This window comes from Zoogloea sp., assembly GCF_023150065.1.
Taxonomy (GTDB): Bacteria; Pseudomonadota; Gammaproteobacteria; order Burkholderiales; family Rhodocyclaceae; genus Zoogloea.
In genome coordinates this window covers 25,049-47,478 of sequence record NZ_JAKLLN010000011.1, presented here as the reverse complement: position 1 = coordinate 47,478, position 22,430 = coordinate 25,049, and the positions used below count along the sequence as shown (strand labels likewise).

The window sequence follows — 22,430 nt, the reverse complement described above, 5'->3', positions numbered from 1 at the left end:
AGGTGTTGGTAACCTAGTTTCGGGTGCATCCTGCTCTCGGGGGGCGCGGCTTTCCTGCTCCGCCACCCTCATGCAGTGCCTGCGGGCGCTCGATTGCGCTCTCAGGGCGGCAGCACGTAGTTCAGCTCGTCCGGTGCCAGAGGCTCCATCCAGCCCAGTTGCTGCTCGAGCACCGCGACCGTGGCCTCGGATGCGTCGCCGCGGCGTGCCTCCAGGCGCCGGCGCAGTTCGTCTTCTGGTGCGGAGCAGGCCAGGATGGCGAAGGCCGCGCCATGACGGAGGGCGATGGCCCGGAAGTCATCCCGCTCGGTACGCTTCAGGAAAGCCGCGTCGACGATCACCGACCAGCCGGCATCGAGCATGTGCCCGGCCGCTTCTGCCAGGTAGGCGAAGGTGAGCCGGGTGGCTTCAGGCGTGTAGATGCCGCCGCGCCGGGTGTCGCGCCGGCTGGTGGCCAGGGCCGGCAGGCCGTGGAGGCGCTTGCGTTCCACGTCGGAGCGCAGGCGCAGGGTGGTTGCGGCAGGGTCGGCCATCAGCAGGGCGGCGCTGCGCACCGTCTTGCCGGAGCCGGACAGGCCGTGGGTGATGATCAGGCGTGCTGCGGGGGGCGTGGTGAGGCGCTCGGCCAGCTCCAGGTAGTCTGCCACGCCCTGTGGGTTGCCCGACAGGGCGGCCACCTTGGCCCGCACCATGGCCTTGTACACCGCATAGAAGCGCAGCAGCGGCACGCCGCTCACGTCCCCCGATTCCTCCAGCCAGGCGCTCAGGAGCCAGGCCGCCAGGTCGGGCCGGTGGTGGTCGAGGAGGTCCATCCAGGTGAAGGCGAGTTCGGAGGCCACGTCGATCCAGCGCAGGGCGGGGTTGAACTCGATGCAGTCGAAGGGCACCACCTGCCCGTCGAGGAGCACCAGGTTGCCCAGGTGCAGATCACCGTGGCATTCGCGGATGTGGCCACCGGCCTTGCGGGCGGCAAACAGGCTGCGCTGGCGGTCGAATTCGGCCTGCGTCCAGGCCTGCAGGCGCGCCAGGCGGCGGGCCTCGCCGGGTTGCAGGGTGAGCAGGGTGGCGAAATTGTCGAGGGCAGGGGCCAGGACCGCATCGGGCTCGCCCCAGGAACTGCGGGCATCGGCCACGGCGGCGCCCCGGTGGAAGGCGTGGAGGCTGCGGGCCAGGCTGGTGAGGGCGTCGGGGCCGAGCCCGCCCCGGTCGCAGACGTGATCCAGGCGCTGGCTCTCGGCAAAGCGCCGCATCTTCACGGCGCACTCGCCGCTGTCGTCCACCTCTTCCAGGCCCAGGTAGAGTCCGGGGGCGAAACGCCGATTGAGGCGCAGCTCTTCATGGCAGCAGAAGCGGCGCTGCTCGGCGGTGGCGTAATCGAGGAAGGGCAGGCTCAGGGGCTTCTTCAGCTTCCAGACGAAGCCGTCGGCGAGGAGCAGCCAGGAGATGTGGGTTTCGATGAGCTCGGCGCCGAGACGGGCCTGGAAGCGCGCCAGCCAGTCGGGCAGTGGGGCCGTGCTCATGCCACCCACCAGTAGCGCACGATGTGGAAGAAGATGGGGGCGGAGAAGCTGATCGAATCCACCCGGTCGAGCATGCCGCCGTGGCCTTCGATCATGGCGCCCCAGTCCTTCACCCCCCGGTCGCGCTTGATGGCGGACAGCACGAAGCCGCCGAAGAAGCCCATCACGTTGATGACCAGGGCGATCAGGCCGGCCTCCAGGGGCGTGAAGGGGGTGATCCACCACAGGGCGGCGCCGACGGCGGTGGAGGTGAGCACGCCGCCCACCAGGCCCTCGACGGTCTTGGAGGGCGAGATGGCCGGCGACACCTTGCGCTTGCCGATGAGCTTGCCCCACACGTACTGGAAGACGTCGCTGGACTGCACGGTGAGGATCAGGAAGACGATCAGCAGCATGTTGCGCCCGGCGTAACCGGCGATGTCCAGGGTGAGCAGGGCGGGCACGTGGGACAGGCAGTACACGCAGATCATCAGCCCCCATTGCACCTTGGCCGCCCGCTCCAGGAAGCGCGTGGTGTCGGCCCCCAGGGACGAGGAGATGGGCAGCAGCAGGAAGGCATAGACCGGGATCAGGATGGAGAACAGGCCGTACCAGTGGGTGGCGATGAGCCAGTACTGGGCCGGCAGGAAGACGAAGAAGCTCCACAGCAGGGCCCGGTGGTCGCCGAGCCGGGTGTGGGTGAGGGAGATGAACTCCCGCAGGCACTGGAAGGAGATGAAGGCGAACAGGGCGATCACGCCCCAGGGGCCGATCCAGATGGCCGCGCCGATGAGGGCGATCATGGCCCACCAGGCCTTGATGCGGGCGTTGAGGTTGTCGATGACGCCGTGGGGCTGACCCCGGGCGACCCGGTATTTGAGCCCGGCGCCGATCAGGCTGAACACGGCCAGCAGGCCGAAGATGCCGCCGAAGACGGTGATGAGGTCGTGGGATGCGTTCATGGGTTCAACCCGGGTTCAGTCGGCGGGGGGGGCGAGGTCGAGGAGGGCGGTACGGGCGCGGGTCAGGAAGGCCTCGCGGCTCTCCCCGTCCACCGGGCTCAGGGGTGGGCCGAAGCTCAGGGTGCACAGCAGGGGTACCGGGATCAGGCTGCCCTTGGGCATCACCCGGCCCAGGTTCTCGATCCACACGGGGATCAGCTCGGCCTCCGGGTGGGCCTTGGCCAGGTGGTGCAGGCCGCTCTTGAAGGGCAGCAGGCCGTCGCCCATGTTGCGGGTGCCTTCGGGAAAGAGGATCAGGGATTCACCGGCGCCCAGGGCTTCGCCCATCTGCTCAACCGGGTTGGGGCCGTTGCGCCCGGGGCGGCGGTCGATGCACACCCCGCGGAAGACCCGGTTGATCAGGAAGCGGCGCAGGCTTGTGGTGAGCCAGTAATCGGCGCCGGCCACCGGCCGGGTGCGGCGGCGCAGGGGCGGTGGCAGGGACGCCCAGATCAGCACGAAATCCCCGTGGCTGCGGTGGTTGGCGAAGTACACCCGGGGGCGGGCGTCGGGTTCGCTGCCCAGCCACAGGGCACGGACGCCGGTGAGGGCGCGGGCAAAGCCGCACAGGGCGGAGGCGAGGAGGCGGTCGACAAACATCGGGTTGTCCGGGTTCAGCCCGCGGCCATGGCGGCGAGCAAGGTGAGGCCCTGAATGCCCAGGGCAAGGGCCTGGCGGCGCAGCAGGCCGAGGGCGCCGCGGACCCGCTCGGCCAGGGGGCGCGGCGTCAGGGGGGCGCGCCCGAAGTCCTCAGCTAGGGCATGGTCGAAGGCCTGCAGGTCGGCATCGACGTCGGCATCGCTTGCCGTGGGCCGGCTCCAGCACGTGGCCCAGTGGGCGAACAGCGCTGCATCGAGGCCGCAGCGCAGGGCATGGTAGACCTGCACGGTGCCGGCCACCAGGCTCAGGGTGAGGCAGGCGCTGCGGGCCGGGCCGCCGGGGGCCAGCAACAGGGCGGCGAGGGCGGGCAGCAGCAGGCACAGGCTGAGCAGATGCAGGTCGCGTCCCTGGGCCAGGGTGGCGGCGGTGAGGGCCGCGCGGGCTGCTGCGGCGCGGGTGCAGGGAATGTCAGGGGTATCAGGCGCCACCGCTGAGCTCCGCCGGCGGGATGACCCGGGCCAGGGCCTGGCGGTGCCGCGGGCCCAGCACCACCCGGGGCCGGGAACGCTGCAGGATGGCCAGCGCAGCCTCCGGCGAGGCTGCCCGGCCGGTGGCCAGCAGCCAGGCGGCCACTGCGCTGGCGCTGCGCGAGTAGCCCAGGGCGCAGCACACCAGCACCGGTCCGTGCCGGCGCAGGCGCTCGATGGCGGCGGCGGCTTGCTCCAGCTGGCTGCTGTCGGGCGGCACCAGATCGAGCCAGGCGAGCTGGGTGTAGGCCCAGTCGCCCCAGGGGGCGGGCAGTTCGGCGGTGAGGTCGACGAGGGCGCGGAAGCCGCCGGCCTGCATCGCCTGGCTGTCGGGCAGGCGGCCCAGCCACACGCCATCGGCGATCAGGCCGGGGGCGGGGGCGCGGCGGGTCCACAGGCGCGCATTGAGCCAGGCACCGAGGGTGTAGGGAGCCAGCAGCAGGGCCGCGCCGAGGCTGTGGCGGCCGGCGTGCTTCTGGAAACCGGCGGGGCCGATGAAGGCGTAGTTGAGGGCCACCAGGGCCAGGGCGATGCCCAGCCAGATGAGCACCAGCCCTCCACCCCCGAGCAGGATGCCCAGGCCGGCCGCGGCCAGGGCGCCGACCAGGTAATGGCCGGCCAGCCGGCGCCGCTCGGGGCTGTGCGTCCAGCGGGCGGCAGAGAAGGGCGTCGGGCCTTCATCCGGCCACAGCCACAGGCACAGCAGGCCCACCAGGGCGCCGCTGGGAAGATCGATGAAATGGTGCTGGTAGGTGGTGAGCACCGATACGGCGATCAGGGCGGCCCAGGCATCCACCAGCCCGCGCAGGGGACCGCGGGTGGCGGCGGCAAAACGCACCCACAGGATGACGAGCAGGCTGATGTGCAGGGAGGGCGCCTGGTTGTAGGGCAGATCGAACCCGGCCAGGGCGTCGAAGAGGGCGCCGAAAAGCCCGTCGGATTCGGGGCGGGCGAAGCTGAAGCGCAGGGGAAAGGCCAGGAAGCAGGCCACCGATACGAGCTGGGCGGTGAGCAGGCGCAGGGCGTGGCGGTCTACCTGCAGGGCAGTGCGGCACAGCAGGAAGGACAAGCCGTAGAACAGGTCGATGGACCAGTAGGGCAGGATGGTCCAGGGCAGAAAGGGGATGTGCCGCTCCCAGCCATACACCAGGCTGTCGCTCACCTGCCAGCGGGCCGCCATGGTGTTGGCGAAGCCGTAGCTGAGGAAGAAAAAGGGCCCCAGAAAGAGCAGCCAGGCGACGCCCCGCTGCCAGGGAATGGCGGTGGCGGGGGCGGCCCGGCTGTTCATGGGGCGCGGCGCCGGGCCAGGGACACGGTGAAGATGCCCCATTCGTCGATGCGCTGTTCGAGCTTGTCGAAGCCGGCGGCGTCCACCAGCTGGTCCATCTCGGCCTGGCTGCGTCGGCGCATCACCCAGGCCTGGCCCCCCCGGTGGCTGGTGAGGGCCCGGGCGATGAGTTCGAGCTGGGGGTGCCAGGGCTGGCCGGTGTAGATCAGCAGGCCGCCGGGCTCGATGGCGTCGGCCATGCCGGCCAGGGAGCGGCTCACCATGGTGTTGTCGGGAAACAGCTCGTAGAGGCCGGAGACGATGCCGATGGTGGGGCGGGGCGACACGCCGGCCACCGAGGCCCGGTCGAAGGCGTCGCCCTTCTCGAAGCGGGCGATGGCCTCCAGGCCCTTCTCGCGGATCAGGGCGGCGCCATCGCGCACGTTGATGTCGCTGAAGTCGCGCAGCAGGATGGTGTCGGGACGGCGCGGGGCTTCGGTCAGGGCTTCGAGCACGTAGCGGCCGTGGCCGGCGGCGATGTCCAGCACCCGCAGGGGGCGCCCCTCGGTGTGCAGCTGGCCGAGGGCCAGGCGCAGGAGCTCTTCCAGGTGGCGCTTGCGCTGGCGGATGCCGCGCCAGCCGATGGCGTCGAGGTAGTTGCGGTCCATGGCCCGGCCCAGGGGGCCGCTGCCGGTGGCGGTGTCGCGATAGACGTAGTCGAGGGTGCTGCCCGAGTCGAAGCCGGTGCGGTGGCCCAGGGCGATGCCCGCCGACAGGTGGCCGCCGAGCTTCATGCTGGCCCGGTAGGCGGCCCAGTAGAGGCCGCGGGGGCTGAGCGGGGAGAGGGGGCGGGTCAGGGCGTCGGACTCGTCCCGGGTGGCGCCGTGCTGGTCGGCATCGAGCAGGCTCACCGGAGCGGCCGGGTGGTCGAACTGGCGCAGGATGAAGTCCCGGGCCTTGTCGGTGGCGAGCTTTCGGTCCTGCTCGCCGAGGGTGTCGTGGTAGAAGCCGTCGAGGACGTGCTTCTCCTTGACCGCCGAGCCCAACCCGTCGAAGAAGCGGTGCTGGGGCCCGTGATGCACCACCCAGTCGGCGCCGGAGATGAGCAGCTGGGTGGGCAGGGTGATGGCCTGGGCGTCGGCCACGACCCGCTCGGCGGCCTCGTAAAGACCGAGCAGGATGTTCACCGAGATGGCCCGGGCGATCAGCGGGTCCTTGTCGTAGCTGCGCTGGCGGGCCGGGTCGTGGGTCAGGAACTTGGCCTTGACGTAGCTGTTGACGAAGAAGTTGCCGCGCAGCTTTTCGAGCAGGGCCAGGCCCGGGCGGGCGAAGGGAACGTAGAGCTTGACCTGGAAGGCCGGCGAGGCGAGCACCAGGCAGCGCACCCGCGGGGCGTAGTCGTGGGCCCAGGTGGCCACCAGCACCGCGCCGACGCTCTGGGCCAGCACGGCCATGTCGGCGTGGGCGATGCCGTGGTGCGTGTGGATGTGATCGACGAAGGTCTGCACGTCGCGCACCGAGGTGCCGAAGCTGGGGGAGTGGCCCCGGGCCCCCGGGGAGTGGCCGTGGCCGCGGGCGTCCCAGGCGAAGAAGTCGAAACCGGGCAGGTCCAGCTCGTCGGCCAGGTGGGCGATGCGGCCGGAGTGTTCGTGGCCCCGGTGGAACATCACCACGGCACCCCGGCGCGGAGCGGTGGCGGGCCAGTGGCGGTAGAACAGATGCACCCCGTCGTGGGTTTCGAAATGGTGTTCGGAGACCGGGCGGGGTGTGTTCATCGCTGACCTCAGTGTGGATTGCGGGCCTGGCGGACACCGCTGCGGATGCGGTTGAAGGTGTTGAGCAGGATGGCCAGAGCCGCCACCGGCATGATCCAGAAGGCAGCGTCGGGCAGGCTGCCGGCCAAGCCCAGCCACAGGCCGAGGGCGCCGAACAGGAAGGCCCGGTCGCTCTTGCCCATGGGGCCGTCGTACTGGCGCGGGGCGCCGACCATGGGGCCGAGGGCGCCGGCCATCTCGGAGACCGCCGACAGGAAGATCACCGCTCCGACGCTGCCCCAGCCGAAGGGTGCCACCGCCACGAAGGGCAGGTAGAGGGCGGCATCGGAGAGTACGTCGGACAGCTCGTTGAAGTAGGCGCCGAGGGGGGACTGCTGGCCGAACTCCCGCGCCAGCATGCCATCCACCGCGTTGAAGGCCATGCGCAGGAACATCCACAGGGGCAGCAGCAGGAAGGCGCGGCTGCTGTCGGTGTTGAGGAACAGCCCCAGGCCCAGCACCAGCGAGATCAGCATGGCCGCCAGGGTGACCTGATTGGCCGTGATGCCGGCCGCGGCCAGCCGGCCGACGATGGGCCGGAGCAGCGCCTGGAAGCGGGGCTTGAGCTGGTAGATGCTGATCATCCTGGTCACCCGGGGTGCTGACCTGCCGATTCTGCCATGCAACCGGGCTGATGCTTCAGATCTTCGTTGCCCGACTCAGGTGCAGTCCGATTTCGCTGAAGCCGGGGTTGTTGGGCAGCAGGGTGCCATTGACCTCGATGATCGGCGTGCCGATGGCGCCGCTGTCCAGACCGGCCTCACGCAGGCGGCTGTTGAGGCGCGCCTCGGCGACCGGGTCTTCGTCGATCATGAGCTCGACATAGCGCACGCCCATGCGGTCGAACTGTTGGCGCTTTTCGGCGCAGAAGCCGCAGGTGCTCAGGGAATACATGACGATCCGGTCGCGGCTGGCGTCGTAGCGCTCGGTGAAGGCCGCTTTGCCTGTTTCGTTGCCGGGTACACCGGGCAGCTCCGGCATGGACGGCAGTTGGGTGCCGAAGATGCTGATGGCGAGGAAGAGGGCGCCACCGATCAGCGCCATTCCCCCCAGCAGCCCGACCGCCGACACCGGGCGGGCCGGCTCGCCCCAGGCATTGCTGCCTTTCTGGCCGGGCACCACGAGCAGCAGCAGCGCGGCTACCCCGCCCAGATAGGGGATCCAGGTGACCAGCGTCCACCACCCGCTGAGGCCCAGGTCGTGGAGGCGGAACACGGTGCTGCGGGTGCCGTAGATGAACATCAGGAGCATCCCGAGGCCGCCGATCAGCATGCCCGGGATGCCCAGGGTGAAGGCGAGGAGGGCCAGGACCAGGGTGCCGCCGAGGGTCAGCAGCCCGGTAAGCGCGAAGTTGCGGCGCCCGAAGCGACCCCGGAAGCCCAGGCCGACAATGCCGCTGTCGGCCAGCACCGGCGAGGGGGCGTCGGGTGTCAGCATGTAGGTGACGGCAGGGCGGTCCGCCTTGGCGGGCGGCGGTGCGGCCCGGGAGGCGGCGAAACGGGGCATGTCGATGGAGCAGGCGCGGCACAGGGTGCGGCGTGGCTGCTCCTCGCCGCAGGCCGGGCAGTTGATGAGCTCGACGGCCGCCGGGGCGGGCACTGTGGCCCTGGGGGTGGGCTCCGGCGCCGGTTGGGGGGCTGGCGGCGGGGCGAGTTCCGGGGTCTGTTGTGGAAGCGGTCTAAGGGAAGGGGCGGGCTCAGGCTCGGCGGCGGCAGGGGCCGGGGGGGTGAGCGGCGGATCGATCACGATGCGCAGCCCGATGGCCTCCAGGCGCGTCTGGTAGCGTCGGGCGTCGGCCTCGTCCAGCCCCTTGCGCAGGCACACCCGTCCGCCCGAAAACACGCTGTCCATGGTTTCCGGCGGGCATTTGAGCAGCACCTGGAGCTGACGCCGGCAGCTGATGGCGTCGTGCCCGGGGAGGATGTCGCCGAAGAAGAGGATCGAATGGACTTGGGGCACTGCGGACTCCGGTTGGGTGATCGGGCCGGATTTTAAGCGCCATGTCATGCCCGGGCAATGACAAGGGCGTTTGTTCGGTGTGATGAAGTGGCTTTCCGGGCGGGCCGCCGAGTGCTATCTTCGCGACCCCCGCCGGAGACCGTTCATGACCACTGCCGCCAGCCCCTTCGATCGCCGCCCCGCCGACCTGAACGAGGCCGAGGCCCAGATCGCCGCGATCCGCGCCCTGCTGGCGAGTGCCGGGGTGGCCCACCGCAATCCGCCGCCGCCGCCCACCACCTGCTGCGGCCGGGGCTGCAATGGTTGCGTGTGGGAGGGCTACTACGCGGCCCTGGGCTGGTGGAAGGATGACGCCCGGGAGTCCCTGACAGAGGGAGCCCTGCGGGCCGCCGCCTGAGCTTGGCAAGCGGCCCGAAAACCCCGTAAAATCCGGGCCTTGCCGAGGAGCGTTGCGACCTGCTGATCCAGCGGGCCAGGCTCGGCAACCCACAACGGCGCTCGCAAACCTTCCAGCCGGGTTTGCCGCGCCGTTTGCTTTTGCATCCGTCGCCTCCGGCTGTGTCTTACGCACCCGAGGTAGATCCATGCAAGCCGACCGCACCGTCGAACTCCAGAACCAGCTGACCCACCGCATCCTGATCCTGGATGGCGCCATGGGCACCATGATCCAGCAGCACAAGCTGGGTGAGGCCGACTACCGTGGCGCCCGCTTCGCGGATCACCCGAAGGACCTCAAAGGCAATAACGATCTGCTGGTGCTGACCCGCCCGGACGTGGTGGGTGGCATCCACCGCGCCTATCTCGAGGCCGGTGCCGACATCATCGAAACCTGCACCTTCAACGCCACCCGGGTTTCCCAGGCCGACTACAACCTGTCTGATCTGGCCTACGAGCTCAACGTGGAAGGCGCCCGCCTGGTGCGCGAGTTGTGCGACGAGTTCACCGCCGCCAACCCGGCCAAGCCGCGCTACTGCGCCGGTGTGCTGGGGCCCACCTCGCGCACCCTGTCGATCTCGCCGGACGTGAATGATCCGGGCTTCCGCAACGTCAGCTTCGATGCGCTGGTGGACGACTACTACGATTCGGCGAAGGGCCTGATGGAGGGCGGCGCCGACATCATCCTGATCGAGACCATCTTCGACACCCTCAACGCCAAGGCCGCGGTGTTTGCCGTCGAGAAGCTGTTTGCCGACCTCGATCGTCGCCTGCCGGTGATGATCTCCGGCACCATCACCGACGCTTCCGGCCGCACCCTGTCGGGGCAGACCGCCGAAGCCTTCTGGAACTCCCTGTCCCACTCGCAGCCGATCAGCTTCGGCCTCAACTGCGCCCTGGGGGCGAAGGAGCTGCGCCAGTACGTGGACGAGCTGTCGAATGTCTGCGACACCTTCGTCTCGGCCCACCCCAACGCCGGCCTGCCCAACCCCCTGTCGCCCACCGGCTACGACGAGACGCCGGAGCAACTGGCGGCAGAGATCGTCGAGTGGGCCCGCAGCGGCCTGGTGAACATCGTCGGCGGCTGCTGCGGCACCTCGCCGGCCCACATCAAGGCCATCGCCGAGGCGGTGAGCCTGGTGACCCCGCGCAGCGTGCCCCATGTGGACAAGAAGCTGCGCCTGTCGGGCCTGGAGCCCTTCAATGTCGGCCCCGAGTCGCTGTTCGTGAACGTGGGTGAGCGTACCAACGTCACCGGCTCCCGGGCCTTCGCCCGGATGATCCTGGAAGGCCGCTTCGATGACGCCCTGGCGGTGGCCCGCCAGCAGGTGGAGAACGGCGCCCAGATCATCGACATCAACATGGACGAGGCCATGCTGGACTCCATGGCCGCCATGGAGAAGTTCCTCAAGCTGATCGCCTCCGAGCCGGACATCTCCCGGGTGCCCATCATGCTCGACTCCTCCAAGTGGAGCGTCATCGAGGCCGGCCTGAAGTGCATCCAGGGCAAGGGCGTGGTCAACTCGATCTCCATGAAGGAGGGCGAGGCCGAGTTCCTGCGCCAGGCGCGCCTGTGCCGCCAGTACGGTGCGGCGGTGATCGTGATGGCCTTCGACGAGAAGGGCCAGGCCGACACCTTTGCCCGCAAGACCGAGATCTGCAAGCGTGCCTACGACCTGCTGGTGGGCATCGGCTTCCCGCCGGAAGACATCATCTTCGACCCGAACATCTTTGCCATCGCCACCGGCATCGAGGAACACGACAACTACGCCGTGGACTTCATCAACGCGGTGGCGTGGATCAAGGCCAACCTGCCCTACGCCAAGATCAGCGGCGGCGTCTCCAACGTGAGCTTCAGCTTCCGCGGCAACGACGCGGTGCGCGAGGCCATCCACACCGTCTTCCTGTTCCACGCCATCAAGGCCGGCATGAGCATGGGCATCGTCAACGCCGGCATGCTCGGGGTGTATGACGACCTGGAGCCGGAACTGCGCGCAAAGGTCGAGGACGTGGTGCTCAACGCCCACCCGGGGGCTGGCGAGGCCCTGGTGGACTTCGCCCAGACCGTGAAGGAGGGCAAAGCCAAGGATTCCGGGCCCGACCTGAGCTGGCGCGAACAGCCCGTCGAGGCGCGCCTGTCCCACGCGCTGGTCAAGGGCATCACCGATTTCGTGGTGGCCGACACCGAGGAAGTCCGTGCCAAGCTGGAAGCCGAGGGCAAGCCGCCCCTGGCCGTGATCGAAGGCCCGCTGATGGCCGGCATGAACGTGGTGGGCGACCTGTTTGGCGCCGGCAAGATGTTCCTGCCCCAGGTGGTCAAGTCGGCACGGGTGATGAAGCAGGCCGTGGCCCACCTGATCCCCTACATCGAAGAGGAGAAGGCCCGCACCGGCGCCACCTCCAAGGGCAAGATCGTCGTCGCCACCGTGAAGGGCGACGTGCACGACATCGGCAAGAACATCGTCGGCGTGGTGCTGGGCTGCAACGGCTACGACATCGTCGACCTGGGCGTGATGGTGCCCTGCGACAAGATCCTCAACGCTGCCCGCGAGCACGGTGCCCAGGCCATCGGCCTGTCCGGCCTGATCACCCCGTCGCTCGAGGAGATGAGCCACGTGGCCTCGGAGATGCAGCGCCAGGGCTTCGAGGTGCCGCTGCTGATCGGCGGCGCCACCACCAGCCGCGCCCACACGGCGATCAAGATCGCGCCCCACTACGACAAGCCGGTGATCTACGTGCCCGACGCCTCCCGCGCCGTGGGCGTGGTCACCAGCCTGCTCTCCGAAGGCCAGAGCGAGGCCTACGCCGCCGAGGTGGCGGCCGACTACGAAAAGCTGCGCGCCCAGCATGCCCAGAAGAAGGGCGTGGCCATGGTGAAGCTGGCCGAGGCCCGCGCCAACGCTTTCAAGTGGAATGCTGATCCAGCCTATGTGCCGCCCGTGCCCGCCCAGCTGGGCATCCAGTCCTTCGACATCGACCTGGCCGAGCTGGTGGATTACATCGACTGGGGCCCCTTCTTCCAGACCTGGGACCTGGCCGGCAGCTACCCGAAGATCCTCCACGACGAGATCGTCGGCGAGACCGCCCGGGAGCTCAAGTCCGACGCCGAGGTGATGCTGGCCCGCATGGTGGCTGAGCAGGACACCCACCCGTGGATCAAGGCGAAGGCGGTGTTCGGCCTCTTCCCGGCCAATGCGGTGGGCGACGATATCGAGATCTACGCCGACGAATCCCGCGAGCAGGTGCTGATGAGCTGGCACGGCCTGCGCCAGCAGCACGAGCGCCCGATGGGCAAGCCCAACTATTGCCTGTCCGACTTCGTGGCCGGCAAGGACAGTGGCGTTGCCGACTACGTGGGGGCCTTTGCCGTCACCGCCGGCCTGGGCATCGAAGGCCGTCTGGCGGCCTACGAGCGCACCCACGACGACTACCACGCCATCATGCTCAAGGCCCTCGCCGACCGCTTCGCCGAGGCCGCCGCCGAATGGCTGCACGCCCGGGTGCGCAAGGAGTTCTGGGCCTACACCCCGGCCGAGACCCTGAGCTGTGACGAGTTGATCAAGGAAGCCTACCGGGGCATCCGCCCGGCACCGGGCTACCCGGCCTGCCCGGATCACACCGTCAAGGGCGATCTGTTTGCCCTGCTGGACGCCCCCGCCCGGGCCGACATGCACCTCACCGAGAGCTTCGCCATGACGCCGGCGGCGGCGGTGAGCGGCTTCTACCTGGCGCACCCGGACAGCCACTACTTTGCGGTCAGCAAGATCGGTCAGGACCAGCTGGAAGACTGGGCCGCACGCACCGGCATGAGCGTGGCCGAAGCGTCGAGGTGGCTGGCGCCGCTGCTGTAAGCGACATCAGACCCGGCCCCTAAGACAAGCATCCGGACGCGCGCCTTGCCGCGCCCGGATGGCTTTGCTGCGGATTCAGCGCCGGGAACTGCGCTTGCGGAAGCCGAGAGCGGCAAGCAGGCCGGCGCCGATCAGCGACAGGCTGCCGGGAGCGGGGACAGCGTTGGGCTGGATGCTGTCCAGGCGCTCGTCGTCGGGCGTGGCGAAATCCACCAGCGTGTACAGGCGCGGAGTCAAGGCCGTGGTGGGGGAGGCGCCGTTCAGGCCGCCCTGGAACTCCAGCCCCCACTCGGTGGCCTGGGACTCGAAGAACAGTACGTTGATGGCGTACAGGCCGGGGGTGGTGAACTCCACCGTGGTGGTGGGGCCGCCGAAACTGTGAATGCCGTCGTTATCGAGGATGCGTGTGCCCTGGATGTCCACCGCGCTGCCGTCGTCGGACGGAAGCCGGAAGGTCCACACCTCGCCGGCGTTCTGGACGCCGAAGAAGCCCGCGAAGCGCATGACGGTGTTGAGCACGTCGTCCGGCAGAACGCTGCTGTTGTCCAGCGTGCTCTGGGCGACTGCGTCGAGCACCGAGCTGTAGGTGGCCGAGGTGGATGTGGTACCCGCCGGGCCGCTCGGGAAGTCGACGGTCGTCGCCCGGAAATTGGCCGTCGCAAACCCGCCGTTGATGATGGTCTGGGCCTGGCTCAGGGTGTCGGTGTTCGGGTTGACGTTGGTCCACAGTTGCCCGGTAAGCCCATTGCCGCTGACGGCCGGCAGGGCGTGGGTCGGGGTCCCGAAGGTGTAGACGGCAGCGCTGGCATTGACGGCGGCAAGCAGCGTGGTGCTGGCCAGAGCCAGCAGGGTGAGTTTGCGGATCATGGGGCGCCTTTTTGGGTGACAGACTCGATTTAGGATCGTCCTGGCTCGTCCTGGGCTCACTTTCACAATCCGCAGGCGGGAGTTGGTGGGGCTGCACGACTCCGGCCTGACTGCCCACGACTCCGGGACACGTCGATTGCAGCGGGTGGCGCAGCTGCCCGGGCGATCTTTTCCTCGCTCCCGGCTTCCGCGGTGCCGCTCGATTCCTCTCTAGCAATTTGCAAACCCGGATTGAGAGTCGTTATAAATCAACGGTTTTCCGGCGAAGAGTGGTGATTTTTTCGCATCTGTGTAAGAAAAGTCGACGGATGTCACCTTTGGTCCCCTCCCTCGTCGGGGTGACCGCCTGGCGCTTGCGGGCGGCCTGATGTGCCGGATCCGGGGGGATTCGAGGGGTTTCGGGTACTTCGAGAACGACGTCACCAAACTGCCGTGATGGATGTCGCGGGGGCTTCTGGTGGCCGCTTCGGATGCCCGGTACCGCCCCCTACAATGCGCAGCGTTACGTCACATTACATTTTTTGACATTTGCTGCGCATCAGCGATCGTGCCTGATGTTGCCGGGGACCTTCATGAAACTGCTTGGCCATTCACTCGCTACCCTGTGTGCCGTTCTTGCTGCCGGTGCCGTTCAGGCCGCACCCGTGGTGCATACCACCGACTTCATCAACAACACCGAACGCACCCAGTTCAACAGCTTCGAGAGCGTGCCCAACGACGGGACGATGTACACCGGGAGCGGTGCCTACACCGAAGGCGGTATCACCGTGCAGCAGATCAACCCGTCCCCCTACGGTATCTGGGTGACCTACAACCCCGGTGGTAGGGACGGCAACCGCGCCTGGTACCCCAACGGCGGTGACTTTGGCTACACCTCGCTGAGCCTCTCCAGCGGCCTGGATTTTGGTGATGTGGGCTTCGTGATCGGCAGTGGCAATTCCTCGCACTCCCGTGCCTACTTCGAGCTGTGGGACGACGGTGCGCTGGTGCTGTCCGGTTCGGTTGCGCAGACCACCAGCTTCCACTATCTCGGTTTCGAAGGCGGTGGCTTCGACACCATCCTGCTGCGCGATGGTATTGCCGGCCTGTCCCTGCATGATGGCTCCCATAATGCACTGGCCATCGATGCCATCGAGATGCGCGCTCGCCAGCAGGTGCCCGAACCCGCCAGCATGGCCCTGGCTGCCCTCGGCCTTGCCGGCCTGGGCGTGATGCGCCGCAAGACGCAGGCCTGATCGCAGACCCGAGCGGTACTGCTTGAGTGGCCCGGACGGGGATTCCCCGTCCGGGCCTTTTTACGTGTGGTGATCCGGCCGGGCGTGGAGTCGAGTTCAGCGACGGCGCCGCATCACGCCGCCCAGCATGCCCAGTCCGAGGGCCGACAGCAGCAGGCTCCCGGGCTCCGGCACCGCCAGCGACCAGGCGAGAACGTCGTGATTGGCATAGCCGCCGCCCGTGCCCGCCGACAGACCGAAGTAGGAATTGACGCAGCCGGCCGCGCCGCAGCCCATCAGACTGGCGATGTCGATGGTGTAGCTCAGGGAGGCGGTGACGGCGGGATTGTTCAGGTCCACCAGTTTCACCACCAGCAGGTCGCCCTGGCCGAAGTAGTTGATGGTGGCCTTCCAGACGTCGCCGTTGTCCATGCTTGCGGGCACATTGGTCTGGGCCAGATGCAGCGTCTCGTTGCCGTTCTTCATCACCCCGATATGGCTGTCCGAAAGGTCAAAGCCGTTCCAGTGGGTGTCGAACTCGATGGCCAGGCTGGGGGACAGGGGGTTGGTGCTGCCGTAGCCCATGCCACCCCCGCCGCCGCCCAGGCTGGTCGGGCTGGTGGCGATCACGAAGGCCAGGCCGTCCGAGCGATTGGTGAGCGGGTTGCCCGGGGACGTGATCTGGAAGGTGAAGCTGGTGCTGAAGTCACTGTTGTGACCCAGCACGTAGGGATTGTCGAAGAAGGCAGTGCCGGCCTGGCTGCCGACGTTGTCGGTCAGGCGCAGCACCATGCCGCTGCCCGGGTCGTAGGCGTGGGCGGAGCCGTTGAGCTCCAGCACCGGCGAGGTCCAGGCGATGTCGCCCCCCTGCCCGAAGAGCAGGGTCGCCGATGCGGGCGAGGCCAGCAGCGCCGTGGCGAGGGCGGTGGTGGAAAGCAGGCTGTGCTTGAAGGATGGCAGGACATTCATGGTGGGCGTCTCCAGGATACTGAGGAAGGTGTCCCGCCAGATCACCCGTGCCCCGGGAGTCTGGTGGAACTCCGGGCTTTTCGCAGCTTACGGACTGCGGAAGGTCAATTCCATTTTAGTATCATGGTTATTGCCCGAAGGGCACGTAACCCTTGTTTGCAGACGCGGCCGTCAGCGTCCAAACGTTGCGCGTACCACCTCCAGCAGCGCATCCGCCACATCCATGTCGTCGGTCAGGCTTTCCACCAGCGCCGAACGGCAGGCCTCCACCGGGTCGAGGCCGACCTTCACCAGCTTGGCGGCGTACACCAGCAGGCGGGTGGATACGACTTCCTCCAGGTCCACGTCCTTCAGGCTGCGCAGGCGCCCGGCAATGGAGACGAGCTGCTTTGCCAGCATCGGGTCACAGCCGGCTTCCCCCTGCAGGATGGATTCTTCCCGGGCAGCGGCGGGGAAGTCGAAGCGCAGGCTGATGAAGCGCTGGCGGGTGGAGGGCTTGAGGCCCTTCAGGAAGTTCTGGTAACCCGGGTTGTAGGACATCACCAGCATGAAATTGTCGGGGGCGTGGAGAAGCTCGCCGGTGCGCTCGATGGGCAGCACGCGGCGGTCATCGGCCAGGGGGTGGATGACCACGGTGGTGTCCCGGCGGGCCTCGACCACTTCGTCCAGGTAGCAGATCCCGCCCTCCCGCACGGCGCGGGTCAGGGGGCCGTCGCTCCACACGGTCTGCCCGTCGCCGAGGAGGTGGCGGCCCACCAGGTCGGCCGCGGTGAGGTCGTCGTGGCAGGCCACGGTGTATAGCGGCAAGCCGAGGCGGGCGGCCATGTGGGCCACGAAGCGGGTCTTGCCGACACCGGTGGGGCCCTTGATGAGCAGGGGCAGGCGGTTCTTCCAGGCCTGCTCGAAGACTTCGATCTCGTTGCCGGCCGGTTCGTAAAAGGGAGCGTGGGTGGTCATGGGGGCATTCATTTGAGAGCGATCCAGTAGGCGACGGCGATGAGGGCCGACACGAGGAGCAGCCAGCCGACGAGCAGGCTGCGCCAGAAGAATTTGACGCCGCGCAGGCCCATGAAGTCCAGCACCACGAGGCGTCCCTTGACGATGCTGATGGCCAGGAGCAGCAGCATGGCCACCGGGCCGGTGATGCCGAGCGTGTCGCCCGCCTCGCCGATTGCGAAGGTGGCGAGGGTGGCCAGCAACAGCACGACCCAGACGGTGTTGAGATGGCGGGTGTTCATCGCATTACATAGACCAGCGGAAAGAGGACGATCCACACCAGATCCACCATGTGCCAGTAGGCGGCGCCGCTTTCGATGCCGTTCATGTCCGCCGGTCCGTAGGCGCCCTGGCGGGTTTTGAACCACAGGGCCACCAGGATCACCATGCCGAGGATGACGTGCATGAAGTGAAAGAAGGTGAGGGACAGGTAGAACATGTAGAAGGTGTTGGTGGACAGGTTGATGCCGGCGCCGAACTTGTCGGCATATTCGATGCCCTTCACCACCAGAAAGCCGCCACCGCAGGCGATGCCGGCCAGCAGCCAGCGGGCACCGGTGGCGGAGCGGGCTCTTCCGACAGCTTCCACGGCCCGGGCCACGCAGGCGCTGCCGCTGATCAGCAGCACGGTGTTGAGGGCGCCGGCCTGGCGGTCGAGAGTCTGCTGCATGGTGTCGAAGAGCTCGACGTTGCGGGCCCGGGCAAAGGCGTAGGCGGCAAAAAACACGCCGAAGGCCAGCAGTTCGGCCAGGATGAAGAACCAGATCGCCAAGTCGCCCGGCGGTGCCGAGGCCGGGCCATGGGGAGGGGGGGAGGGGGGGGCAAGGTCCATGTCCGGAGTGTCGCCGGGGTGGGGCCGGCCGGCCTTGATCTGTCCCAAGTTCCGGGGCATGTGTGGAGGGTGGAAAGTCCCCTCAAGTTTTGGGGCTTTGCTGCGTTACTATCTCTTTAGTTATAACAATGGGCAGGCGGGGCAATGCGGATTCTGCTGGTGGATGACTCCCGGGCCGTGGCAACGGTCATCGGCGCGCGCCTGACGACCATTGGTCATGAAGTGGTCTTTGCCGAGAACGGCGAGGTGGCGCTGTCCCGCTTCCGGGATGCACCACCGGATCTGGTGCTGATGGACATCGAGATGCCGGTGATGAACGGTTTCGAGGCCGCCCAGCGGATCCGGGCCCTGGAAGCCAACGAAGACTGGGCCTGGACCCCGATCATCTTCCTGACCGCCTCCGACACCCACGAAAACCTGGTGATGGCCATCGAGGCGGGGGGGGATGACTTCATCGCCAAGTCGATGCCCGAGGCCGTGCTCGAGGCCAAGATGAAGGCCATGGCGCGTATCGCGGCCCTGCGTGCCGAGCTGTCCCGGGCCAACCGCAAGCTGGAGGCGCTGGCCAGCCATGACGGCCTGACCGGCCTCTTCAACCGACGCCACATGGATTTGCGCCTCGACAACCAGTGGGCCGAGGCGACGCGCCTGGAGGCACCCTTCGGCCTGCTGATGCTCGATGTGGACCACTTCAAGCGCTACAACGATCACTACGGCCATCAGGCCGGTGACGACTGTCTGCGGGCGATTGCACGCATCCTGGCCGACGTGGGAGACAAGGCCAATGCCGCGGGCCTGGCCCGGGGTGCCTTCGCGGCCCGTTACGGTGGAGAGGAGTTCTCGCTGATCCTGCCCGCCGTCTCCGCCGAGGGCTATGCCAGGGTTGCCCAGGCGGTGGTCACGGCAGTGCACGGTGCGGCGATCTCCCATGCCGAGAATGCCGGGTGGGGTGTCGTAACCCTGTCGGTCGGCGGGGTTCGCGTGGCCCGCGCCGAGGGTTCCCTGGTACCCCTGTTCCGCACCGCGGATGCCAATCTCTATCAGGCCAAACGCGGCGGCCGCAACCGGGCCGAGCTGGGCTGAGCCGCGGTTTCAGTAGAGGTAGGGAATCAGCTTGCGCACCCGCCGCCGGTAGGCTGCGTAGCCTGGAAAGCGGGCCATCAGCCAGGCTTCCTCGCGTCGTGACTTGATATCGAAGAACGCCAGCAGCAGGCCGGCCCAGGCCAGGGTCAGCCAGCCCTGAACGAACAGGGCCCAGCCCAGGGCGGCAAGGATCAGCCCGCAGTAGATCGGGTGGCGCACCCAGGCGTAGAGGCCCGTTTCCACCAGCTGGCAGTCGTCCCGGGGATGGGGCAGGGGCGTGAGGTTACGCCCCAGGCCGATGGCGGCGCACACGGCAATCAGCACCCCGACCACCAGCAGCACCAGCCCGTAGCCTGGGGCTACCTTGCCGAGCGCCGCCGGCCATGGGGGCAGGGCCGCTTTGCCGGTCGGTCCGAACAGGAGCAGCCCGAACAGCACCGCCTGTACGGCCACATAGCCCTCCCCGCGCCGGCCTTGCCACCAGGGAGGGAGATTCATGCCGTGGGAGGCTTCCGTGGGGGCTCAGCCCACCACGAAGCCGGGAACGTCGATGCGCACGCTGGGACGGTCCAGCACCACGGCGACGCAGGTGGCAAACTGGGTGGCCCATGCCCCGCCCTGGGCAAAGCGCTGCTCGCCGCCATACTTGGCGACGTTGAGGATCACGTCGAGGATGAGCACCTTGCCGACCGGGTTGCTGGGCGTGCATTCAAGCTCGTCGAATTCCTCCTGCAGCCATTCCCTGGCGGCTTCGCTGGAGAGGTTGGCGATGTCGGTGGCGTGGACATTGAATTCGTATTCCCGGTCGGCCCGGAATACGACGGTGAGGTGGTGCATGCGTGTCTCCTCCTTATATTTTTTACCCTGATTCCCGCATTTTTCGGTGCCCGGCGGCCGGAATCAAGTAACCGATTGTTATCATCGGGCGCTTGTTCCAACGACGCCTCCCCATGACAGCCTCCCCCTGGCGCGCCCTCGCCAACCGCCGCATGCTCATCTGCGTGCTGACCGGCTTCTCTTCGGGCCTGCCCCTCTACCTGCTGCTCAACCTGGTGCCCGCCTGGCTGAAGACCGAGGGGCTGTCCCTGAAGGCCATCGGCGCCTTTGCGCTGATCCAGTTTCCCTACACCTGGAAATTCATCTGGTCGCCCTTCCTCGATCGCTACGCCCTGCCCCTGCTGGGGCGGCGGCGAGGCTGGATGGGGGCCACCCAGCTGGTGCTGCTGGGCGCCATCGCTTGGCTTGGCACCCTGTCGCCCACCGCCGAGCTGGGGATGGTCGTCGGCCTGACGGCCCTGATTGCTTTCCTGTCGGCCACCCAGGACATCGTGCTGGACGCCTATCGGCGCGAGTTGCTGCCGGAGATCGAGCTGGGCATCGGCAACGCCATCCATGTGAACGCCTACAAGCTGGCCGGGCTGGTACCGGGCTCCCTGTCCCTGGTGCTGGCGGACCATCTGCCCTGGCAGCAGGTCTTCCTGGTGACGGCCCTGTTCATGGCCCCCGGCCTGGCCATGACCCTGATGGTCAAGGAGCCGGTCACGGCGGCCGGTGCTCCCCGCACGCTGCGGGATGCGGTGGTCGAGCCCTTTCGCGAGTTCTTCGGCCGTCACGGGGTGCAGTCGGCCCTGGTGGTGCTGGCCTTCATCTTCCTCTACAAGCTTGGTGACTCCCTGTGTACGGCCCTGGCCACGCCCTTCTATCTGGACATGGGCTACTCCAAGACCGAGATCGGCCTGATCGCCAAGAACGCCGGGTTGTGGCCGAGCGTGATCGGCGGGCTGCTGGGGGGACTGTGGATGGTCAAGCTGGGCATCAACCGGGCCCTGTGGGTCTTCGGGGTGGTGCAGTGGGTGGCCATCTACGGCTTTGCCTGGCTGGCCTGGCTGGGGCCGGGCGAGTCGGATACGGCCCGCCTGGGCGTGCTGGCGGTGGTCATCGGCCTGGAGGCGCTGGGTGTGGGGCTGGGCACCACGGCCTTCGTGGCCTACATGGCCCGCACCACCCATCCGGCCTACACCGCCACCCAGCTGGCCCTGTTCACCAGCCTGATGGCCGTGCCACGTACCTTCATCAATGCCTCGGCCGGCTGGCTGGTGGAGGCCATGGGCTGGTACAACTTCTTCCTGCTGTGCGGTGTGCTGGCCATTCCCGGCATGCTGCTGCTGTTCAAGGTGGCACCCTGGAACGAGCGTCCGGAAGGCAGTGCCTGATCCTCTCACCTGCATCCTGTGTCCATGACTTCCCTCGAAACCGCCGCCCGCGCCCTTTCCGACACCCTCGACGACATGCGCTTCGCGCCGCCGGTGTCCCATGTCTACAACCCCCTGACCTACGCCTGGGCGCCCAACGCGGCCTATCTCCAGCGCTACGGGCAGGGGCGCAAGCGGGTGGTGTTTGTGGGCATGAACCCGGGCCCCTTCGGCATGGTCCAGACCGGCGTGCCCTTTGGCGAGATTGCCGTGGTGAGGGACTGGATGGGGATCGAGGCGGAGGTGCTGAAGCCCGCCGTCGAGAACCCCAAGCGGCCCATCGAGGGCTTTGCCTGTGCCCGCTCGGAGGTGAGCGGCCGGCGCCTGTGGGGCCTGTTTGCCGAGCGTTTCGGTACGGCGGAGGCCTTCTTTGCCGAGCATTTCGTGGCCAATTACTGCCCCCTGGCGTTTTTCGAGGGGGGGCGCAACCTCACCCCCGACAAGCTCCCGGCAGCGGAGCAGGGCCCCTTGCTGGCGGCCTGTGATCGCCATCTGCGACAGGTCATCGAGACCCTGCAGCCCGAGTGGGTGATCGGCGTGGGGGCCTGGGCCGAGCAGCGGGCCCGTCAGGCCCTGGCGGGTTTGCCCGTGCAGGTGGGGCGGGTGCTGCACCCCAGCCCGGCGAGCCCGGCGGCCAACCGGGGCTGGAGCGAGGCTGCCAGTCGCCAGCTGGCCGAGCAGGGGGTCTGGCCCGAGGCATAGCCGCAGGCTGACCATGGGGTCGGCCTCCCGCGTTCCCCGCGCCAGGTGTGTTCAGGTTTCGCTGGTCTTGTCGAGGCCACCTGCCACCGAGGCATCCACCTGCCGGGCCATCTCCAGCATGTAGTTGCGCGAGTTGGTGGCGGCGTCGAGCATGGTCCGCACCACGTCCACCATCATCGTCCCGCCCGCGGCTGCGTAGGCCTCCGGTGCGCTGTTGCTGGTGATCACCTTCTCCAGCGAGCTGGAGCGCGCCTTGAGCAGCCCGGAGAGCTCATTCTGGTTTTCGGCGATCACCTCGTTGAAGTCCACGGCGTAGCCCACCGTCTGCTGGATCAGCTTGTGGGCGATCTCCGACTGGGTTTCGCAGAAACCCGGCACGCCCTTGGCGCTCATCACCGCCTTGATGCCCGAGACGTTGCTCTCCATGATCGACTGGGTGGCCCTGAGGTTCAATGCGATCAGGCGCTGGGCGCATACGAAGGTCCCTTCGTAAAGCGTCCGCAGGGCATCGATGTTGTCCTTGCCCGACGAATCGAGCAGTTGCTGGAGCGTGAGCATGGGG

General features: G+C 68.0%; 22 protein-coding genes and 1 riboswitch. Of the genes, 6 read left to right on the top strand and 16 right to left on the bottom strand.

Annotated features, from left to right (window positions below; translation table 11 throughout):
* Positions 1-101 precede the first annotated feature (101 nt).
* From L6Q67_RS13495 to L6Q67_RS13460, 8 genes are read right to left on the bottom strand one after another with little or no spacing between them, the layout of a single operon-like run.
* Positions 102-1,520: an AAA family ATPase gene (locus L6Q67_RS13495; protein ID WP_296570147.1), complete on the bottom strand. Its 1,419-nt coding sequence runs from the start codon at positions 1,518-1,520 to the stop codon at positions 102-104.
* Entirely contained in the window at positions 1,517-2,461 is a 945-nt protein-coding gene (locus tag L6Q67_RS13490) for a phosphatidate cytidylyltransferase (RefSeq protein ID WP_296570146.1), read from the bottom strand. Before L6Q67_RS13490 ends, L6Q67_RS13495 begins: the two co-directional genes overlap by 4 nt.
* Positions 2,462-2,476: 15 nt before the next feature.
* Positions 2,477-3,100, bottom strand: a complete 624-nt coding sequence (locus L6Q67_RS13485; protein WP_296570144.1) for a 1-acyl-sn-glycerol-3-phosphate acyltransferase — start codon at positions 3,098-3,100, stop codon at positions 2,477-2,479.
* Positions 3,101-3,114: 14 nt separating this feature from the next.
* Positions 3,115-3,588 (bottom strand): hypothetical protein, encoded by a 474-nt coding sequence (locus L6Q67_RS13480; RefSeq protein WP_296570143.1) that lies wholly within the window; start codon positions 3,586-3,588, stop codon positions 3,115-3,117.
* Positions 3,578-4,915, bottom strand: coding sequence for a phosphatase PAP2/dual specificity phosphatase family protein (locus L6Q67_RS13475; RefSeq protein ID WP_296570141.1), 1,338 nt, complete (start codon positions 4,913-4,915; stop codon positions 3,578-3,580). Before L6Q67_RS13475 ends, L6Q67_RS13480 begins: the two co-directional genes overlap by 11 nt.
* Complete coding sequence (locus tag L6Q67_RS13470) at positions 4,912-6,669, bottom strand: bifunctional alpha/beta hydrolase/class I SAM-dependent methyltransferase (RefSeq protein ID WP_296570139.1); 1,758 nt, start codon at positions 6,667-6,669, stop codon at positions 4,912-4,914. The genes L6Q67_RS13475 and L6Q67_RS13470 overlap by 4 nt, the downstream gene beginning before the upstream one ends.
* Before the next feature lie 8 nt (positions 6,670-6,677).
* Positions 6,678-7,292: a CDP-alcohol phosphatidyltransferase family protein gene (locus L6Q67_RS13465; protein WP_296570137.1), complete on the bottom strand. Its 615-nt coding sequence runs from the start codon at positions 7,290-7,292 to the stop codon at positions 6,678-6,680.
* A 55-nt stretch (positions 7,293-7,347) separates the two neighbouring features.
* Positions 7,348-8,667, bottom strand: coding sequence for a DUF805 domain-containing protein (locus L6Q67_RS13460; RefSeq protein WP_296570136.1), 1,320 nt, complete (start codon positions 8,665-8,667; stop codon positions 7,348-7,350).
* A 145-nt stretch (positions 8,668-8,812) separates the two neighbouring features.
* Here L6Q67_RS13460 and L6Q67_RS13455 point away from each other — a divergent pair, with 145 nt between their 5' ends.
* Entirely contained in the window at positions 8,813-9,064 is a 252-nt protein-coding gene (locus tag L6Q67_RS13455) for an oxidoreductase-like domain-containing protein (protein WP_296570134.1), read from the top strand.
* 38 nt (positions 9,065-9,102) lie between these two features.
* A riboswitch (S-adenosyl-L-homocysteine riboswitch) is annotated at positions 9,103-9,174 on the top strand.
* Between the two features lie 77 nt (positions 9,175-9,251).
* A complete protein-coding gene (metH, locus tag L6Q67_RS13450; protein WP_296570132.1) occupies positions 9,252-12,953 on the top strand; it encodes a methionine synthase in 3,702 nt (1,233 codons plus the stop codon).
* Between the two features lie 75 nt (positions 12,954-13,028).
* Here the strand turns inward: metH and L6Q67_RS13445 are convergent, their stop codons facing one another.
* Positions 13,029-13,820: a PEP-CTERM sorting domain-containing protein gene (locus tag L6Q67_RS13445; protein ID WP_296570130.1), complete on the bottom strand. Its 792-nt coding sequence runs from the start codon at positions 13,818-13,820 to the stop codon at positions 13,029-13,031.
* A 572-nt stretch (positions 13,821-14,392) separates the two neighbouring features.
* On the opposite strand from L6Q67_RS13445, the gene L6Q67_RS13440 reads away from it, so the two are divergent.
* Positions 14,393-15,055 carry a PEP-CTERM sorting domain-containing protein gene (locus L6Q67_RS13440; protein WP_296570128.1) on the top strand — a complete coding sequence of 221 codons (663 nt, stop codon included), beginning with the start codon at positions 14,393-14,395 and terminating at the stop codon, positions 15,053-15,055.
* A gap of 96 nt (positions 15,056-15,151) precedes the next feature.
* Here the strand turns inward: L6Q67_RS13440 and L6Q67_RS13435 are convergent, their stop codons facing one another.
* The 4 genes from L6Q67_RS13435 to L6Q67_RS13420 form a co-directional block, all read right to left on the bottom strand.
* Positions 15,152-16,003, bottom strand: coding sequence for an L-type lectin-domain containing protein (locus L6Q67_RS13435; protein ID WP_296570126.1), 852 nt, complete (start codon positions 16,001-16,003; stop codon positions 15,152-15,154).
* Positions 16,004-16,174: 171 nt separating this feature from the next.
* Entirely contained in the window at positions 16,175-16,960 is a 786-nt protein-coding gene (locus tag L6Q67_RS13430) for a CbbQ/NirQ/NorQ/GpvN family protein (protein ID WP_296570125.1), read from the bottom strand.
* A gap of 8 nt (positions 16,961-16,968) precedes the next feature.
* A complete protein-coding gene (locus tag L6Q67_RS13425) occupies positions 16,969-17,241 on the bottom strand; it encodes a cytochrome C oxidase subunit IV family protein (RefSeq protein WP_296570123.1) in 273 nt (90 codons plus the stop codon).
* The gene (locus L6Q67_RS13420; RefSeq protein WP_296570121.1) at positions 17,238-17,831 is read right to left on the bottom strand and encodes a cytochrome c oxidase subunit 3 family protein; all 594 of its coding nucleotides are present in this window, start codon (positions 17,829-17,831) and stop codon (positions 17,238-17,240) included. The genes L6Q67_RS13425 and L6Q67_RS13420 overlap by 4 nt, the downstream gene beginning before the upstream one ends.
* Positions 17,832-17,975: 144 nt before the next feature.
* Between L6Q67_RS13420 and L6Q67_RS13415 the strand changes: the two genes are divergently transcribed.
* Positions 17,976-18,914 carry a diguanylate cyclase gene (locus tag L6Q67_RS13415; protein WP_296570119.1) on the top strand — a complete coding sequence of 313 codons (939 nt, stop codon included), beginning with the start codon at positions 17,976-17,978 and terminating at the stop codon, positions 18,912-18,914.
* 9 nt (positions 18,915-18,923) lie between these two features.
* Here L6Q67_RS13415 and L6Q67_RS13410 read toward each other — a convergent pair whose 3' ends face one another.
* Both L6Q67_RS13410 and L6Q67_RS13405 read right to left on the bottom strand, forming a co-directional pair.
* Positions 18,924-19,412, bottom strand: a complete 489-nt coding sequence (locus L6Q67_RS13410; RefSeq protein ID WP_296570118.1) for an isoprenylcysteine carboxylmethyltransferase family protein — start codon at positions 19,410-19,412, stop codon at positions 18,924-18,926.
* A 24-nt stretch (positions 19,413-19,436) separates the two neighbouring features.
* Complete coding sequence (locus tag L6Q67_RS13405) at positions 19,437-19,751, bottom strand: hypothetical protein (RefSeq protein ID WP_296570116.1); 315 nt, start codon at positions 19,749-19,751, stop codon at positions 19,437-19,439.
* 113 nt (positions 19,752-19,864) lie between these two features.
* On the opposite strand from L6Q67_RS13405, the gene L6Q67_RS13400 reads away from it, so the two are divergent.
* Positions 19,865-21,127, top strand: coding sequence for an AmpG family muropeptide MFS transporter (locus L6Q67_RS13400; RefSeq protein ID WP_296570114.1), 1,263 nt, complete (start codon positions 19,865-19,867; stop codon positions 21,125-21,127).
* A gap of 24 nt (positions 21,128-21,151) precedes the next feature.
* A complete protein-coding gene (locus tag L6Q67_RS13395; protein WP_296570112.1) occupies positions 21,152-21,868 on the top strand; it encodes a uracil-DNA glycosylase family protein in 717 nt (238 codons plus the stop codon).
* Between the two features lie 51 nt (positions 21,869-21,919).
* On the opposite strand, the gene L6Q67_RS13390 is transcribed toward L6Q67_RS13395, so the two are convergent.
* On the bottom strand, positions 21,920-22,426 hold the full coding sequence (locus L6Q67_RS13390) for a phasin family protein (RefSeq protein ID WP_296570110.1): 507 nt from the start codon (positions 22,424-22,426) through the stop codon (positions 21,920-21,922).
* Positions 22,427-22,430: the final 4 nt, after the last annotated feature.

Excerpts from the sequence above, each read along its gene's own strand:
- L6Q67_RS13470 (WP_296570139.1), bottom strand. The coding sequence starts at position 6,669 with ATGAACACACCCCGCCCGGTCTCCGAACACCATTTCGAAACCCACGAC.
- L6Q67_RS13400 (WP_296570114.1), top strand. The coding sequence starts at position 19,865 with ATGACAGCCTCCCCCTGGCGCGCCCTCGCCAACCGCCGCATGCTCATC.
- L6Q67_RS13465 (WP_296570137.1), bottom strand. The coding sequence starts at position 7,292 with ATGATCAGCATCTACCAGCTCAAGCCCCGCTTCCAGGCGCTGCTCCGG.
- L6Q67_RS13425 (WP_296570123.1), bottom strand. The coding sequence starts at position 17,241 with ATGAACACCCGCCATCTCAACACCGTCTGGGTCGTGCTGTTGCTGGCC.
- L6Q67_RS13485 (WP_296570144.1), bottom strand. The coding sequence starts at position 3,100 with ATGTTTGTCGACCGCCTCCTCGCCTCCGCCCTGTGCGGCTTTGCCCGC.
- L6Q67_RS13390 (WP_296570110.1), bottom strand. The coding sequence starts at position 22,426 with ATGCTCACGCTCCAGCAACTGCTCGATTCGTCGGGCAAGGACAACATC.
- L6Q67_RS13475 (WP_296570141.1), bottom strand. The coding sequence starts at position 4,915 with ATGAACAGCCGGGCCGCCCCCGCCACCGCCATTCCCTGGCAGCGGGGC.
- L6Q67_RS13490 (WP_296570146.1), bottom strand. The coding sequence starts at position 2,461 with ATGAACGCATCCCACGACCTCATCACCGTCTTCGGCGGCATCTTCGGC.
- L6Q67_RS13495 (WP_296570147.1), bottom strand. The coding sequence starts at position 1,520 with ATGAGCACGGCCCCACTGCCCGACTGGCTGGCGCGCTTCCAGGCCCGT.
- L6Q67_RS13445 (WP_296570130.1), bottom strand. The coding sequence starts at position 13,820 with ATGATCCGCAAACTCACCCTGCTGGCTCTGGCCAGCACCACGCTGCTT.
- L6Q67_RS13395 (WP_296570112.1), top strand. The coding sequence starts at position 21,152 with ATGACTTCCCTCGAAACCGCCGCCCGCGCCCTTTCCGACACCCTCGAC.
- L6Q67_RS13440 (WP_296570128.1), top strand. The coding sequence starts at position 14,393 with ATGAAACTGCTTGGCCATTCACTCGCTACCCTGTGTGCCGTTCTTGCT.
- metH (WP_296570132.1), top strand. The coding sequence starts at position 9,252 with ATGCAAGCCGACCGCACCGTCGAACTCCAGAACCAGCTGACCCACCGC.
- L6Q67_RS13455 (WP_296570134.1), top strand. The coding sequence starts at position 8,813 with ATGACCACTGCCGCCAGCCCCTTCGATCGCCGCCCCGCCGACCTGAAC.
- L6Q67_RS13415 (WP_296570119.1), top strand. The coding sequence starts at position 17,976 with ATGCGGATTCTGCTGGTGGATGACTCCCGGGCCGTGGCAACGGTCATC.
- L6Q67_RS13410 (WP_296570118.1), bottom strand. The coding sequence starts at position 19,412 with ATGAATCTCCCTCCCTGGTGGCAAGGCCGGCGCGGGGAGGGCTATGTG.
- L6Q67_RS13435 (WP_296570126.1), bottom strand. The coding sequence starts at position 16,003 with ATGAATGTCCTGCCATCCTTCAAGCACAGCCTGCTTTCCACCACCGCC.
- L6Q67_RS13420 (WP_296570121.1), bottom strand. The coding sequence starts at position 17,831 with ATGGACCTTGCCCCCCCCTCCCCCCCTCCCCATGGCCCGGCCTCGGCA.
- L6Q67_RS13430 (WP_296570125.1), bottom strand. The coding sequence starts at position 16,960 with ATGACCACCCACGCTCCCTTTTACGAACCGGCCGGCAACGAGATCGAA.
- L6Q67_RS13405 (WP_296570116.1), bottom strand. The coding sequence starts at position 19,751 with ATGCACCACCTCACCGTCGTATTCCGGGCCGACCGGGAATACGAATTC.